The sequence below is a fragment of the Duganella sp. CF402 genome, from assembly GCF_900109645.1.
In the GTDB taxonomy this organism is placed as follows: domain Bacteria; phylum Pseudomonadota; class Gammaproteobacteria; order Burkholderiales; family Burkholderiaceae_D; genus Rugamonas.
Map to the genome: position 1 here is coordinate 3234725 of NZ_FOBG01000001.1, position 16276 is coordinate 3251000.

10 protein-coding genes are annotated in these 16276 nt (G+C 67.1%); 6 read left to right on the forward strand and 4 right to left on the reverse strand.

Features of this window, described 5'->3' with window-relative positions:
• The first annotated feature begins 3 nt into the window (after window positions 1–3).
• Genes BMZ70_RS14505 through BMZ70_RS14515 form a run of 3 tightly spaced genes read left to right on the forward strand, consistent with a single transcriptional unit; the run spans window position 4 to window position 6483 of the window.
• A complete protein-coding gene (locus tag BMZ70_RS14505) occupies window positions 4–3807 on the forward strand; it encodes a glycosyltransferase (RefSeq protein ID WP_092275471.1) in 3804 nt (1267 codons plus the stop codon).
• Window positions 3804–5054, forward strand: a complete 1251-nt coding sequence (locus BMZ70_RS14510) for an alginate O-acetyltransferase AlgX-related protein (RefSeq protein WP_092275474.1) — start codon at window positions 3804–3806, stop codon at window positions 5052–5054. Before BMZ70_RS14505 ends, BMZ70_RS14510 begins: the two co-directional genes overlap by 4 nt.
• Window positions 5055–5070: 16 nt before the next feature.
• Entirely contained in the window at window positions 5071–6483 is a 1413-nt protein-coding gene (locus BMZ70_RS14515) for an MBOAT family O-acyltransferase (RefSeq protein ID WP_092275477.1), read from the forward strand.
• Here BMZ70_RS14515 and BMZ70_RS14520 read toward each other — a convergent pair.
• From BMZ70_RS14520 to BMZ70_RS14530, 3 genes are read right to left on the reverse strand one after another with little or no spacing between them, the layout of a single operon-like run.
• The gene (locus tag BMZ70_RS14520; protein WP_092275480.1) at window positions 6464–8122 is read right to left on the reverse strand and encodes a glycosyltransferase 87 family protein; all 1659 of its coding nucleotides are present in this window, start codon (window positions 8120–8122) and stop codon (window positions 6464–6466) included. The two genes, BMZ70_RS14515 and BMZ70_RS14520, sit on opposite strands and share 20 nt — an antisense overlap.
• Window positions 8123–8130: 8 nt before the next feature.
• Window positions 8131–8535: a GtrA family protein gene (locus BMZ70_RS14525; RefSeq protein WP_092275483.1), complete on the reverse strand. Its 405-nt coding sequence runs from the start codon at window positions 8533–8535 to the stop codon at window positions 8131–8133.
• A complete protein-coding gene (locus tag BMZ70_RS14530; protein ID WP_373922493.1) occupies window positions 8528–9472 on the reverse strand; it encodes a glycosyltransferase family 2 protein in 945 nt (314 codons plus the stop codon). Before BMZ70_RS14530 ends, BMZ70_RS14525 begins: the two co-directional genes overlap by 8 nt.
• Window positions 9473–9598: 126 nt before the next feature.
• Between BMZ70_RS14530 and BMZ70_RS14535 the strand changes: the two genes are divergently transcribed.
• On the forward strand, window positions 9599–11341 hold the full coding sequence (locus BMZ70_RS14535; RefSeq protein WP_092275489.1) for a radical SAM/SPASM domain-containing protein: 1743 nt from the start codon (window positions 9599–9601) through the stop codon (window positions 11339–11341).
• A gap of 55 nt (window positions 11342–11396) precedes the next feature.
• On the opposite strand, the gene BMZ70_RS14540 is transcribed toward BMZ70_RS14535, so the two are convergent.
• On the reverse strand, window positions 11397–12875 hold the full coding sequence (locus BMZ70_RS14540) for a DEAD/DEAH box helicase (RefSeq protein WP_092275492.1): 1479 nt from the start codon (window positions 12873–12875) through the stop codon (window positions 11397–11399).
• Between the two features lie 149 nt (window positions 12876–13024).
• Here BMZ70_RS14540 and BMZ70_RS14545 point away from each other — a divergent pair, with 149 nt between their 5' ends.
• Both BMZ70_RS14545 and BMZ70_RS14550 read left to right on the forward strand, forming a co-directional pair.
• Window positions 13025–16087 (forward strand): ligand-binding sensor domain-containing diguanylate cyclase, encoded by a 3063-nt coding sequence (locus tag BMZ70_RS14545; protein WP_092275494.1) that lies wholly within the window; start codon window positions 13025–13027, stop codon window positions 16085–16087.
• Between the two features lie 15 nt (window positions 16088–16102).
• A complete protein-coding gene (locus BMZ70_RS14550) occupies window positions 16103–16264 on the forward strand; it encodes an oxidoreductase-like domain-containing protein (protein ID WP_092275497.1) in 162 nt (53 codons plus the stop codon).
• Window positions 16265–16276 lie beyond the last annotated feature (12 nt).

Sequence of the window (16276 nt, forward strand, 5' to 3'; positions counted from 1 at the left end):
GCTGTGCGTATCGTAATCGACCTGCAGGGCGCCCAATCGGAAAGCCGTTTTCGCGGCATCGGCCGCTACTCGCTGGCGCTGGCGCTGGGCGTGGCCCGCAACGCCGGCCAGCATGAAATCTGGCTGCTGCTGAACGGCGCGCTGCACGCCTCCATCGCCGACCTGCGCACCGCCTTCGCCGGCCTGGTGCCGCCCGAGCGCATCTGCGTGTTCGATGCGCCGACGCCGTGCGCCGAGCACGCCCCGGTGCACGGCCCGCGCGCGCGCGCCGGCGAGCTGCTGCGCGAATACGCGCTGGCCCAGCTGCAGCCGGATGCGGTGCTGGTCACCAGCCTGTTCGAAGGCTATGTCGACGATGCGCTGGTCTCGGTCGGCCGTTTCGACCGCAGCGGCTTTACCGCCGTGGTGCAGTACGACCTGATCCCGTTCCTGAACCCGGCCGCCTACCTGGTGCAGCCGTCGCAGCGCGACTACTACGAGCGCAAGATCGCCTCGCTGCGCAATGCCGGCCTGCTGCTGGCGATTTCCGACTACTCGCGCCAGGAGGCGATCGACGCGCTGCAGCTCGAGCCGCAGCAAGTGGTGTCGATCTCCACCGCCGTGGACGAGATGTTCCAGCCGGCCGACAGCAACGCCGCCGAACTGGCCGCGCTGCGCGCCCGCTTCGGCGTCACGCGCGAGATGCTGATGTACGCGCCCGGCGGCTTTGACGCGCGCAAGAATATCGACGGCCTGGTGACGGCCTTCAGTCTGTTGCCGGCAGCCGTGCGCGCGCGCCACCAGTTGCTGATCGCCAGCAAGTTCGACCAGAACGAGCGGCGCAAGCTGGAAGCCCACGCCCTGCAGTGCGGGCTGGGCGCGGACGAGTTGATCCTCACCGGCTACGTCGACAACGATACCCTGATCGCGCTGTACCGCGCCGCCACCCTGTTCATCTTCCCGTCCAAACACGAAGGCTTCGGCCTGCCGGCGCTGGAAGCGATGGCCTGCGGCGCGCTGGTAATCGGCGCCAACAACACCAGCATCCCGGAAGTGATCGGCTGCGAGGAGGCGCTGTTCGACGCCAGCGAGCCAGCCGCCATCGCCGCCAAGATCGGCGAAGTGCTGAGCGACGACGCGCTGCGCGAGCGGCTGCGCGCGCACGGCCGCCTGCAAGCCAAAAAATTCAGCTGGGACCACAGCGCCCAGCGCGCCCTGCGTGCGCTGGAAGCCGAGCATGCGGCCCGCAGCGCCGCCGCCCTGCCGGCACAAGTCGCGCCGGCCGGCGCCAAGCCGCGCATCGCGCTGGTGTCGCCGATGCCGCCCGAGAAAACCGGCGTGGCCGACTACACCAACCGCGTGCTGCCGACCCTGCTGCCCTACTTCGACGTCGACCTGATCGTCAACCAGCCGACCGTCACGCTGCCGCCCGAGACCAGCCACGTGCGCTGGTACGACGCCGCCTGGCTGCGCGCCCACGCCGACCAGTACGCGCACATCGTCTACCAGTTCGGCAACAGCCCGTTCCACAGCTATATGCTGCCGCTGCTGCAAGACCTGCCGGGCGTGGTGGTGCTGCACGACTTCTTCCTGAGCAGCATGCTGGCCTATGAGCAGATCAACGGCAATATGCCGGGCGCCTGGACCCGCGCGCTGCTGCACTCGCACGGCTATGCCGCCGTGCGCGACGGCCTGCAGCCGCAAGGCATGGAAGCGGCGCGCGACCTGTGGCCGTGCAACCTCGAGATCCTGCAGCAGGCCAGCCATGTGATCGTCCATTCCGACTACGCGCGCCAGCTGGCGGCCGACTGGTACGGTCCGGAAGCGGGTTGCGACTGGAGCATGGCGCAGTTGCCGCGCGCAGTGCCGGAAGTGCACGACCGCGCCGCCGCGCGCGCCGCGCTGGGCATCGCGCCGGACGCGTTCGTGGTCTGCAATTTCGGCTTCATCGGCCCGAGCAAGCAGTGCCTGGAACTGCTGCAGGCGTGGCTGGCGTCCAGCCTGCACCAGGACCGCCAGTGCCAGCTGATTTTCGTCGGCGCCAACCACGGCGGCGACTATGGCCTCAGCATCACCGATACCATCGCCGCCGCCAACGCCCAGCAGCAAGTGCGCATCTCCGGCTGGATCTCGGACGAGGACTACCTGAACTACCTGCAGGCGGCCGACGTCGGCGTGCAGCTGCGCACCACCTCGCGCGGCGAAACCTCGGGCACGGTGCTGGACTGCCTGATCTACCAGCTGCCGACCATCATCAACGCCAACGGCGCGATGGCCGAATTCCCGCACGACGCGGTGTGGATGCTGCCCGACCAGTTCGAGCGCGGCGAGTTGATCGGCGCACTGGAGACCCTGCGCAACGACAACGCCCGCCGCGCCGAATTGAGCCGCGCCGGCTTCGCGCTGATGGGCACCCGCAACAGCCCCGAGCGCGTCGGCCGCATGTACTACGAAGCACTGGCGCGCGCCGCCGAGCGCAAGGGCCGCAGCCGCCCGGCGCTGGTGCAAGGCCTGCTGGCCACGCCTGGCCTGCTCACTGGCGATGAAGCCAGCGACGACACCATGCTGCAACAGCTGGCGCGCTGCATCGCGCACGCGCCCGATCCGCTGCACCCGCGCCAGTTGCTGGTCGACGTCACCACCATCGCGCGCCACGACCTGAAGACCGGCATCGAGCGCGTGGTGCGCAACCAGTTGCTGGAACTGCTGCAGCTGCGCGCCAGCGGCTGGCGCGTGGAGCCGGTCTACCTGAGCAAGGAAGACGGCCGCTATCGCTACCGCTACGCGCGCAACTACGCCGCCAAACTGCTCGGCATCGAGGCCACGCTGGCCGGCGCCGATCCGCTGCTGGACGTGCAGGCCGGCGACGTCTACTACAGCGCCGACCACGCGCCGCACGCGGTGATGGAAGCGGCGCGCGACGGCGTGTATGCCGAGCTGCGCGCGCGCGGCGTGACGCTGAACTGGCTGGTGCACGATCTGCTGCCGGTGCTGCGGCCGGAATTCTTCCCGGTCGGCGCCGACGCCGTGCACGGCGCCTGGCTGCACAGCGCGGCCGGCATGGCCGACCGCCTGATCTGCATTTCCGCCGCCGTGGCCGACGAGCTGCAAGCCTGGCTGAAGGCGGAACACGCGCCGCGCATTCCACCGCTGGCGGTGCTGCATCACGGCGCCGATCTGGTGGCCGGCGCCTCCGCCGTGGCCCCGGCGGCAAGCGCGGCAAGCACCAAAGCAGACGCGCTGCCGCTGCTGGCCCAGCTGGCGCACACGCCAAGCTTCCTGATGGTCGGCACCATCGAGCCGCGCAAAGGCCACCTGCAGGCGCTGGATGCGTTTGAACAGCTGTGGCGCGACGGCGTCGAGGCGCACCTGGTCATCGTCGGCAACGAAGGCTGGAAGGCGCTGCCGGCGTCCGAACGCCGCACCATCCCGGCCATCGTCAACCGGCTGAGCCGCCATCCGCAACTGGGCCAGCGCCTGCACTGGCTGCAAGGGCTTGACGACGGCGCGCTGCAGCAGCTGTACCGCGCCAGCAGCTGCCTGCTGCAGCCGAGCGAAGGCGAAGGCTTCGGCCTGCCGCTGATCGAGGCGGCCAGCTACGGCATGCCGCTGCTGCTGCGCGATATCCCGGTGTGCCGCGAAGTGGCGGGCGACAACGCCAGCTACTTCAGCGGCATGGACGGCGCCGCCCTGGCGCGCGCCGTGCAGGACTGGCTGGCGCTGCACGCGGATGGCCGCCATCCTGGCTCGCAAGCGATGCGCTGGAACAGCTGGCGCGACAACGCGCACCAGCTGCTGGCCATCATCGGCGGCAAGGACGCAGCATGAACCAGCCGCTGCGCCAACCCGCACCAGCGCCGCGTGCCGCCCCTCCCCAGCGCCACGCGCGGCGCAAGGCGCTGCGCGCCAGCCGCCTGCTGCTGCCAGCCGCGCTGCTGGCCCTGAGCGTGGGGCCGGCGCTGCTGGCCTTCATCAGCGCCGCGCCGCAAGCCGATGCCTGGCTGGAGCGCCACATCGCCGACAAGCATGTGGTGCATGTCTACCGCAACCACGTGTCGCCGGTGGAGGAACTGCGCCCGCTGGCGCCGCTGCCCGACCTGAAGGAGTGGTGGCCGGTCGAGCGTTTCTACAGCCGCTTCGAACGCTGGTTCAGCGACCACCTCGGCTGGCGCACCCTGATGATCCGCGCCAAGAACGAACTCGATTACCGCCTGTTCAACTCGTCCACCCGTGTCTACTTCGGCGCCGATGGTGAACTGTATGGCCGCAATCTGATCGACAACGAAATGCCGGCCACCGAACGCCTGCTGGCCGAGCCGGCGCGCGCGCAAGCGGTGTACGACGGCGTGCTGGCCTTCAACGCGCAGCTGCAGGCGCAAGGCGTCACCATGCTGCTGGTCGCGCCGATCCAGAAGCAGTACTACACGCGCGAGCGCCTGCCCTCGTTTGCGCCGCAGGTGCCGGACGATTCCCACTTCCTGGCTCTGTACCAGCGCCTGAAAAGCGCGCCAGGCCTGCACTTCATCGACGTCAAGCGCCACCTCGACGACAACCGTGGCAAGTTCCCGCTGTTCTACAAGCAGGACTTCCACTGGACCGACCTGACCGCGATGGTGGTGGCGGCCGATGTCACCGACACCATTGCCGGCATGGAAGGCAGCGCGCTGCGCTGGCGCCATCCGCTGGAAGCCGATTACCAGCCCTTCGTCGGTTCCGAGGCGCGCTTTGCCGCCCGCCTCAACCTGAAAGAGCAAGTCATCGAGCCGCAGTTGAAGCGCACCTGGACGCCGCGCCACCACGACATCCAGGCCGCGCCCGGCAGCGGCTGGGAATTCAGCACCGATGTGCTGGACGATCCGGCGCTGCTGCCGTCCACCTGCATGTACGGCAACAGCTTCAGCGACGGCATGCTGCGCGCCGGCCTGACCGAGCACTTCCGCCAGTTCCACAAGCTGAGCCGAGGCCTGATGCCGCCGCAAGTGCCGGCCCTGCTGCAGGGCCGGTGCCGCTACCTGATCGTGCAAATCCTGGATATCCAGAGCGGCCACTGGGCCGCGCTGGCCCCCACCCCATAACGCCACCGACGACATCATGGTTTTTTCCTCGCCAGGCTTTTTGTTCCTGTTCTTTCCGCTGTTCTACCTGATGTACTTTGCGCTGCCGCGCGGCTGGCGCAACAGCTACATTCTGCTGGCCAGTTTCGTGTTCTACGTGCTGGGCGCAGGCGCGCTGACGGTGGTGGCGCTGGTGCTGTTGCTGGCCAACTGGCTGCTGGCCGGGGTGATCGGCGCGCGCCGCGAGCAGCAGCCGCAGCAGGCGCGCGCGCTGCTGGCGGGCGGCATCGCGCTCAACCTGCTGCCGCTGCTGTTCTTCAAATACCTGCTGTTCCTGGCGCAACTGCTGCAAGACCTGAGCGGCTGGCAAGCCACGGCGCCGGTGCGCGAGCTGGGCATCGTGCTGCCGCTGGGGATTTCGTTCTATGTGTTCCACTTCCTGTCCTACCTGCTGGACGTGCACGCCGGCCGCATCGCGCCCGAGCGCAGCCTGCAGAAATTCGCCATCTACATCTTCCTGTTCCCGCACCTGATCGCCGGACCGGTGGTGCGCTACGCCGAGGTGCGCGAACAGCTGCACATCCGCCACCGCGCCGGCACCAGCCGCCAGCTGTTCTGGGGGCTGCTGATCTTCATCGTCGGCCTGTCCAAGAAGCTGCTGATCGCCGACCCGCTGGGCGTGGTGGCTGACGGCATCTACCGTCCCGGCGCTGAACTGAGCGCCTACTCGGCGTGGCTGGGCGCGGCCTGCTATTCGTTCCAGATCTATTTCGATTTCTCCGGCTACACCGACATGGCGATCGGGCTGGCGCGCATCATGGGCTTCCGCTTCCCGCGCAACTTCAACCGTCCGTACGCGGCCGCCAGCATCACCGAATTCTGGCAGCGCTGGCACATGACGCTGTCGCGCTTCTTCCGCGACTACGTCTACATCCCGCTGGGCGGCAACCGTGGCAGCGCCTGGCGCACGTATCGCAACCTGATGGTGGTGTTTGTGCTGTGCGCACTGTGGCACGGCGCCGCCTACACCTTCCTGGCGTGGGGCGTCGGCCACGGCCTGCTGCTGGTGCTGGAACGCGCCGGCTGGCTCAAGCTGGACAAGCTGCGCCTCGGCAGCCTGCCGGTGTTCGTGCTGGCGACCTTGCTGTGGGTGCCGTTCCGCGCGCCGACGCTGGCGCAGGCCGGCCAGGTGCTGCACGCGATGTTCGGCGGCGCACCGGCGTGGCTGCCGCACGACCGCATGCTGGCCGATCCGAAGGTGATGTTTGTGCTGGCGCTGGCGGCGCTGGTCTGCCTGCTGCCGGACCGTAGCGCGCTGCGCACTTACCAGGCCAGCTTCCGCCTTGGCGCCACGCCGCTGATGACGGTGTACTGCCTGGCGCTGTACGTGCTGTCCTGCATGGCCGTGGTCGAAGGCGGCTTCAACCCGTTTATTTACTTCCAGTTCTAGGCGGCTGCACCGGGCACAACTGGTAAGGATGCTGGTTGGTGCCCACGGCGGCCTGATACTTCACGCAGTCGGCCGGATCGAAAGTGATGCCGTAGCGGCCCAGCACTTCCTGCGCGGCCGGCCAGATCTTCTGGTTGTCGCCCTCGGCCTGCAGCATCACGTAGAACGGGCCGCGGCGCGCGGCCATCATCTCCAGCGCCTTGGCGCCATAGGCGGCCGACTCGGGGAAGCCGCCACCCAAGGCGACAAACGCCAGGCGGTCCGGGAACAGCGGCACCAGCCAGCTCATCGGCGGATCGCCGTGCACGGTGAAGATCATGTTTTGTTCAGGCTCGGGCAGCGGCGGCAATTGGGCCGTGGTCGGCGTGCGGGTCCAGCCGCCGTGGCCCCAGGAGGCGCCGGGGAAGGTCGCCACCGTGGCCAGCAGCAAGGCCCAGGCCGCCACATGGCGGCCGATGGCGGCAGGCATCAGGCGCTGCAGCGCCAGCCACAGCGCCAGCGGCGCCAGCAGTTCCAGCGGCACCAGGTAGCGGTAGATGCCGAACAGGTTCAGCCAGACCAGGTAGGACAGGCCGAAGAACAGCAGCGCATAGCCGGCCGGGCGTTCCAGCTTGCCGGCCGGGCGCTGGCCGGCGATAACGTCGCGCAGCAGGCGCACTGCCAGCGCCACGCCGGCCAGGTAGACCATCGGCCAGATCAGCTGGGTCAGCGCGATCTCGATCACGCGCTTGGAGTTGTAGCTGAAGATGAACGGCCACAGCAGCTTTTCAGCGATGCCCTTCGGAATCCAGCCGGTATCGCCGATGCCGATCGGCGCGGCCAGCGGCGCCTTGAAGATGTTGTTAAATTGCGGGAACAGCGGATTGCCGAAGGTGTGCCACATGCGCCAGTACCAGTGGCCGGCGCTGACGGCGATGCCGGCCAGCGTGCCCAGGCCGAACACGAACGCCAGCCGGAAGCGCAGCCAGAACGCCGCCGGCACGCCGAACAGCGCCAGGCACAGCGCCAGCGCATACATGGCGTTGGTCAGCTTGAGGCCGGTGCCGAAGCCGGCCAGCAGCCCGGCCAGCGCCACCGCGCGCCAGGCCGGCGCCCCGCCCTGCAGCAGCAGCGGCCAGGCGCGCAGCACCAGCAACAGCGCGCCCAGCACGGTCAGCGCGATCAGGTTGTCGCCCATCGTGTTGCCGAGTTCGGACAGGAAGCCGGGACCCAGCGTGCCAGCCAGCGCCAGCAGCAACGCCGCGCGGTGCGACTGCGGCGGCAGCAGGCGGCGTGCGATGGCGGCCAGCAGCACGAAGTTCAGGCCGTGCAGCCAGCCCATCACGAAGCCGGTCGCCGGCGCCGGCAGCACGGCGTTAAGGCCGTAGTACAGCAGGTCGATGGTGGGGTTGAAATAACTCTGCCACTGGCCAGGCGCGAGGTCGTAGCCGATCTTGCCGTGCACCAGCGCGAACGGGTTGTACAGGTGGTAGTTGTGCAAGTCCCAGTTGTCGTCCTGGCCGTACAGCAGGGACAGCAGGCCAAACAGCACAGGCACCAGCAACAGCGCGCGCGCCAGCACCGCCGGGCGGTCCAGGGCGCGCCAGGCCGATGCAACGGTGCGCTCGAAGGAAAGCAGGGAGCGTCGTAGCAGCATCATGAGAGCAATCAGGTTCGTTGGAAGACCAGCAGCTTGGCGCTGACGAAGTTGAGCAGCATGCCGGCCAGCGAGCCGGCCGCCACCGCCAGCAGCGGCGTCACGCGCCACGGCGGCAACATCAGCACGCACAGCACCGACACCGCATAGTTAATGGCGCCGCCGCCCAGCATGGCGCCGAGGTAGCGGACAAATTCACGCAGGCTGGGCGCAGGCGGCGGATGGCCGGCGCTGGCAAAGGTGTAGCGGCGGTTGATCAGCCAGGTCAGGGTGACCGCGCACAGGAAGGACAGCAGGCGCGCCGGATACAGCGACAGGCCGGCGGCCAGTGCCAGGTAAAACGCCAGCGCGTCGCACGCCAGGCCGGCAACGCCGGCCACAGCAAAGCGCAACAGCTCGCGGCGGGTTTTACTCATGGTGCGGCGCCGGGCCCGGAATGGCGAGGTAGGCGAAGCGTTTTTGCTCGATGCGGCCCTTGGTCACGGTGTCGAGGATCAGGCCGCAGGACAGCAGCACCACCCCGAACAACGACAAGCCGGTGCACAGCACGGCGGTCGGCAGGCGCGGCACCAGCCCGGTCTGCAGGAAGGTCTCCAGCAGCGGCAGCGCCAGGCCGGCGGCGGCCAGCATGCACAGGCCGGCCAGCAGCGAGAAGAAGTGCAGCGGCTTTTCGTTCTTGAACAGCTTGGTGATCATCCACAGGATGCGGATGCCGTCGCGGTAGGTATTGAGCTTGCTGACCGAGCCTTCCGGGCGGGCGCCATAGCGCGTCGCCACTTCCGCCACCGGCATGCGCAGTTCCAGCGCGTGCACGGTCAGCTCGGTTTCGGTCTCGAAGCCGGCCGCGTGGGCGGCAAACGACTTGGCGTAGCGGCGCGAGAAGATGCGGTAGCCGGACAGCATGTCGGTGAAGGTATTGCCAAACACCACGCTGACGCAGCCGGTCAGCAGCTTGTTGCCGAAGCGGTGGCCGAAACGGTAGGCTTCCTGCTCGTCGGTAACGCGGGTGCCGACCACCATGTCCAGGCCTTCGGCCACCAGCTTCTCGGCCAGTTGCGGCGCCACGCTGGCGTCATAGGTGTCGTCGCCGTCGACCATGATGTAGATGTCGGCGTCGACATCGGCGAACATACGGCGGATCACATTGCCCTTGCCCTGCAGTGGCACGCTGCGCACGATGGCGCCGGCCTGGCGCGCGGCGGCGATGGTGGCGTCGCTGGAATTGTTGTCGAACACGTAGACGGCGGCCTGCGGCAGGCAGGTGTTGAAATCACGAACGATATTGCCAATGGTCAGGGCTTCGTTATAGCACGGCACGATGACCGCGATGCGCTGGTTGCTAAGTATGCTCACTTGAATATGCCGTACCGTAAAATGGAGGAAAACCAAAGCGCGCATTATACCTTGCCGGCCCCTGGCTTATAATGTCGATAAGTAACCATCGGTAACCACCGTCCCTCGATCCCATCCGCACGCTCCATGATTAAAATCCATCCGCAATCCGAGGCCGCCGCGCCCGAGGCCCTGCCCGTCACGCCGCGCCAGCCGGTGTTCATTCCGCCGCAGGCCTACGACATTGTGCCGCAGGTGTTTTTCCTGGAGCTGACCAACCACTGCAATATGCACTGCACCTTCTGCCCGTCCGACTACCTGAAAAAGGACCGGGCGATGGCCGACGACACGCAGGCGGTCCAGTTCATCGAGCAGGTGCGCGACCTCGACATGAAGCGGCCGATCCAGTTCAGCGTGCTGGGCGAGCCGCTGCTCAACAAGAAGATCTACAAATACATCGACCTGTGCGAGCAATACGAGATCGAGGTTTACCTGATCAGCAATTTCGCCATCCTCGACGCCGAGCGCGCGCGCAAGGTGTTCCATCACCATAACGTGGCGCTGGTGCTGAGCCTGCAAACCCCGACCGAGGACAGCTACCAGCGCCTGCGCGGCTACGACAAGCTGACCTTCGACCAGTACTTCGACCGCATCTACCCGGCGCTGCGCGAAAAATTCATCCAGGGCAGCCGCTCGCGGGTGGAGATCCACGTCACCTCGACCTCGAACATGCGCGCCGACGCCGCCATCCAGTCGGACTTCGAGCTCGATATGTGGGACGCCTTCTCGCCCGACGAGAAGACCGCCTTCGTCACCGGCCTGCTGGACCGCTTCGACGGTTTCGCCGCCGAACTGCGCGCCGAATTCCCGGAGCAGTTCGAGGCCGAGCACGCGCGCAGCCTGCAGCAGTACGCCGAACAAATCGGCAGCGGCCACCTGGCCGCCACCCGCGCCACCGTGCCGCCCGACGCCGCCGACCTGATCGAGGAGCGCTTCTGGGGCTATATGTTCGCCCCCAACTGCTTCATCCGCTTCAAGACCTTCGGCATGTGGACCAAGGAACCGTCGTTCATGCAGACCTTCCTGCCCAAGCAGTCGCTGACCTACGTGGAGGAACGCACCGAAGCGCTGGACTGCGCGATGGCGCACAATGTGGCGATGCTGGCCGACGGCCAGCTGTCGCTGTGCTGCCTCGACTACGAAGGCGAAATGGGCCTGCCGAATCTGCGCGAGATGCCGCTGGTGGAGCTGCTGACCGACAGCAAGCGCACCGCCATCGCCAAGGATGCGATGCAGACCGAGGTCTGCCGCCGCTGCCAGGGCACCATGTTTGTGTTCGACACCGAGCCGAACCAGGACACCCAGGCGCCCGTCACCAAGTTCGGGCGCGGCTGGCATGCGTACGAAGCGGAACTGGGCGGCGCCGGCGGCCGCTGGTCCAGCGGCCACGCGCTGTCCTACTTCTACGCCCGCGCCGGCGCCGACACGCTGGCGCTGCGCTTCCTCAGCGTGCACGACTCGGCCCTGCCCTGCCGCGCCGAACTGCGCCGCTACGATCCGGCGACCAAGGAATTCGGCGCGGTCGAACAAACCTTGCCGTTCTTCGGCAAGCAAAACGAAATCATCGAGGTGGCGCTGGCGGCCGCGTTTGAAGCCGGCCAGTTGTACCGTATCGACCTGCACGCGCCGACCTTCGTGCCGGCCCAGCAGAACGGCGGCGGCGACCAGCGCGAGCTGGGCCTGGCGGTGCTGTCGACGCGGGTGCTGCAACGGCCTGCGCCGGCAGTGCAGGCCGCACCGCCAGCGCCAGTCGCCGAGGTGGTGGAAAACGCGCCCGCCCCGGCCAGCCGCAGCCGCTTGCGCAGCTGGCTGGGCAAATACCTGGGCTAAAACGCAAGCCCGGGCCCCCAAAAAAAAAGCAGCCGCAAGGCTGCTTTTTTTCTGCTTACTGCTTGGGCGCGCCGCCCAGCAGGAAGGCCAGCTTGGGCTTGGCCTTGGTGATGCCGCCGCCAACGGCAGGCGCGGCCGCCACCGGCGCGGCGGCCTTGGTCGGTTCATACGGCTTGAGGAACCACGGGTCGACTTTCTCGCGGCGCGGCGGGCCGCCTGCGCCCAGCGAGCGCGGTGGACGCTCGGCCGAACGGCCGGCCGGGCCACGGCCCATGTCTTCGGCGCGGCGCGGACGGCGTTCGCCGCGCTCGTCGGCGAAGGTCGGCGCCGGGCTGAAGCCTTCCGGCTCGACGCGCTTGATGGTTTGCTTGATCAGTTTCTCGATGTCGACCAGCAGGCGCTCGTCCTTGTCCGAGTACAGCGAGATGGCGTCGCCCGAGGCGCCGGCACGGCCGGTGCGGCCGATGCGGTGCACATAGTCTTCGGCGTTGTACGGCAGGTCGTAGTTGATCACGCACGGCAGGTCCGAGATGTCGAGGCCACGGGCCGCGACGTCGGTCGCCACCAGGATGTCGATCTCGTTTTTCTTGAAGGCGTCCAGCGCCGCCATGCGCTCTTGCTGGCTGCGGTCGCCGTGGATGGCGACCGCCTTCATGCCTTCGCGCTCCAGTTCGCGCGCCAGGCGCGAGGCGCCGAGCTTGGTGTTGGAGAACACGATCACCTGCTTCAGCTCGCGCTGGCGCAGCAGGTGCGCGATCAGCGCGTGCTTCTGGTTCTCGGCGACTTTGTACACCACCTGGGTGACAGTGTCGGCGGTCTTGTTGGCGCGCGCCACTTCGATCGTGACCGGGTCGTTCAGGAAGGTGTTGGCCAGTTTCTTGATCTCTGGCGAGAAGGTGGCCGAGAACATCAGGTTCTGGCGCTTCTTCGGCAGCAGGTTGATGATGCGCTGCAGGTCCGGCAGGAAGCCCATGTCGAGCATGCGGTCGGCTTCGTCCATGACCAGCATCTGCACCTGGCCCAGGCTGATGTTCTTTTGCTCGACGTGGTCCAGCAGGCGGCCCGGGGTGGCGATGACGATTTCCACGCCGGCCTTCAGGATCACGGTCTGCGGCTTCATGTCCATGCCGCCGAACACTTCGGTGGCGCGCAGCGGCGTGTGCTTGCAGTAGGCTTTGACGTTCTCGGCCACCTGCACCGCCAGTTCGCGGGTCGGCGCCAGGATCAGCGCGCGCACCGGGTGGCGCGCCGGCGAGGTGCTGGCGCTGGCGTGCGGCAGCAGCATCTGGATGATGGGCAGCGAGAAGCTGGCGGTCTTGCCGGTACCGGTCTGCGCCGCGCCCATGACGTCGCGGCCTTGCAGCAGCACCGGAATGGCCTGAGCCTGGATCGGCGTCGGGTGCTCGTAGCCTTGCTCGGTCAACGCACGCAGGATGTTCGGCGACAGGCCGAAATCGGCGAAACGGACTTGTGCGGGCGCTTCGGCGGCGGCCTGCTCTGGAATGGTCGGGGTGATGATCTCGGTATCGGACATAATGTGGACGGATGGTGAAGCGCCGTAAACTATACCCTAATTTCTGGCAACTGCGCTAAAAAACGGCAGCCCAACCCCAGCTTTTATCACGAAACCCTTGCATCAATGGCATGTATAATAGTTTTTTTGATTAGAAACAAGATGAATCCGTGCGCCGTTTTTTGTTGCTATGCCTGCTGCTGGCGGTAAGCCTCGCCAGCGCCGCCCCCGCCCCCTCGCTGCGCTTTAAAAAACTCGGCCCGCTGGGCGGCGACGAGCCGTCCATGCTGTCGCTGATCCAGGACCGCAAGGGTTTTGTCTGGGTCGGCACCCACACCAACGGCCTGTACCGCTACAACGGCTACCAGTCGGTCAAGTACATCAACAACCCGGCCGATCCCACCAGTCTGCCGCACGACCGCGTGTCGGCCATCTTCGAGGACAACAAGGGCCGCATCTGGGCCGCCACCCAGAACGGGCTGGCGCGCTTCAATCCCGAGACCAACAACTTCACCACCTTCAGCACCGAGCAGGCGCCCAAGAACCACCGCATCGTCAAGAACATCATCAGCGACGGCAAGGACGGCTTGTGGATCGGCACCTGGGGCGGCCTGCAGCACTTCGATCCCAACAGCGGCCGCTTCGACGCCGTCTACTTCCACGACGAGAAAAACCCGGACAGCCTGGCCAGCAACGACCTGAACGCGCTGGCGCTCGACGCCAAAGGCGGCCTGTGGATCGGCACCTGGCCGGGCGGCATGGATTACCTGGCGCCCGGCGCGAAAGTGTTCAAGCACCACCAGGTCGACCCGGCCGCCAAGCCGGACGCCCGCGTCAACATCGTGCGCGCGCTGCAGTTCGATCACAGCGGCGCGCTGTGGATCGGCACCGAGTCCGGCGTGATCCGCTGGGACGGCAAGAGCGACTGGGACACGCGCAAGGCCATCCCCTCGCCCTACAGCCGCATCACCAATTTCGGCATCGACAACAAGGGCGTGCTGTGGTGTACCACGCTGTCGGCCGGCCTGCTGCGCTGGAACGAGCCCAACGGCGAGTTCGACCAGTTCGTGCACGCCGCCGACGATCCCTACAGCCTGCCCGGCGACAATCTGCGCGCGGTGATGCAGGACCGCGGCGGCATGCTGTGGATCGCCTCCTTCACCGACGGCATCGCGATGGCCAACCTGAGCAGCGAAGGCTTTACCCGCCACGTGCCGTTCCGCATCGACACCCGTTCGGCGCCGGCCAGCAATGCGCTGCTGAGCCTGGCGCGTGCGCCCAACGGCAAGATCTGGCTGGGCGGGAATGTGGGCATGAGCTTGTACGATCCGGTCACCAGCAGCGTGCTGCGCAGCTACCGCGCCGACGACAAGACGCCGGGCAAGCTGTCGCACTCCATCGTCTACAGCATGTACCAGGACGAGGACGGCAAAGGCCCGCTGTGGCTGGGCACTTCGAACGGCCTGAACCGCCTTGACACGCCGGACAGCCCGTTCCAGGCCATCCACTTCGGCAATACCGCATCCGACTACATCAACGCCATCGCGCCCGGCGCCGGCGGCGTGCTGTGGCTGGCCACCGGCAACAGCCTGATCCGCTACGAGATCAAGACCGACGCCCGCAAGATTTACTACAACGATCCGCAGGACCCGAGCTCGCGCAGCGTCAACGGCACTTCGGCGGTGCTGGAAGACCGCCAGGGCCGCGTGTGGGCCGGCTCGGAATGGAATGGCGGCGGCCTCGACCTGCTCGACCCGGCCAGCGGCAAGTTCCGCCACTTCCGCCACTCGACCAAGACCACCGGCAGCCTGAGCGACGACAACATCGTCAGCCTGCATGAAGACCCGCAGGGCCGCATCTGGGTCGGCACCGCCAAGGGCCTGGACCTGGTGGTGTTCAAGCCGGACGGTTCAATCAGCTTCAAGTCCTACGCGGCGGCCGTGCGCGCCGCCAAGATCCTCGCCATCCAGCACGACAGCGACGGCAAGATCTGGTGCTCCACCCTCGCCGGCCTGTACCGGCTGGATCCGGACAGCGGCAAGGTCACGCTGTTCACCGCCTCCGACGGCCTGACCGAAGGCTTCACCGTCAACTCGTCGGCGCTGGGCGCGGACGGCACGCTGTACTTCGGCGGCGTGCACGGCATGACCGCCGTGGTGCCGGCCAAGGTCAAGACCAGTTCGGTGCCGCCGCAAGTGGCGATCACCGACATCACCGTGTTCAACCACTCGCTGCAAAACGGCCAGCCGGCCGAGAACGTCAAGGCCGAGGGGCCGGTCACCTCGCCGACCGCGCTGACCTTGTCCTCGCAGGCGTCGGTGTTTGCGCTGGAATTCGCGGCGCTGCACTACACCGAGCCGTCGGGCAACCGTTACTCCTACCAGCTGCAGGGTTTCGACCGCGACTGGGTGGAGACCGACGCCAGCCACCGCACCGCCAGCTACACCAACCTGAATCCGGGCAAGTACGTGTTCCGCGTCAAGGCGGCCAACCATCTGGGCGTGTGGAACGAGCAGCCGGCCACCTTGCACATCACGATTACGCCGCCGTTCTGGCAGCGCTGGTGGTTCCGTTCCGGGCTGGCGGCGCTGGTGGTCGGCTCGCTGGCACTGGCGTACAAGACCCGCATCAACCGCCTGACGCGTCACCAGACCGAGCTGGAACAGACGGTGGCGGCGCGCACGGCGGAACTGGAAGAATCCAACCGCAAGCTGGCCGCGCTCAGCACCACCGACGGCCTGACCGGCGTCAGCAACCGCCGTGGTTTCGACCTGGCGCTGGAAGCGGAATGGCGCCGTGCCGCGCGCACCGGCCAGACCCTGGCGTTGGCCATGCTGGATGTGGATTACTTCAAGAAGTACAACGACCACTACGGCCACCTGGCCGGCGATGCGGCCTTGCGCACGGTGGCGGAGTTGATCACCACGCATGGGCGGCGCACCAGCGACATCGTGGCGCGTTATGGCGGCGAAGAGTTCGCGCTGCTGGCGGCGGCCACCGATGCGGCCGATGCGTTCGGGGTGGCGGAAGAGATTTGCGCCGAGCTGGCGCGGCGGGCGCTGCCGCATGAGCAGTCGCCGTTTGGTATCATGACGATCAGTATTGGCGTGGCGGTGCTGGTGCCGACCGAGGACACCTCGCCGCAAGACCTGGTGCAGCTGGCCGACCGCGCCCTGTACCGCGCCAAGGAAAAAGGGCGGAACATGGCGCTGTTGGCCATGCCGCCGATGTGAGAATGTAAGAATGGTATGAACGACGACGATCCAAAACCGCAACCGCCGGAGCCGCCCGGTCCGGACGATTGCTGCCACAGTGGCTGCACTTTTTGCGTAGATGACCTGTATCAGGAAGCGCTGGACAAATACCGCGCCGACCTCGCGGCGTGGCAAGCGCGCAACCCCGCCCCATGAACCACGTCATTC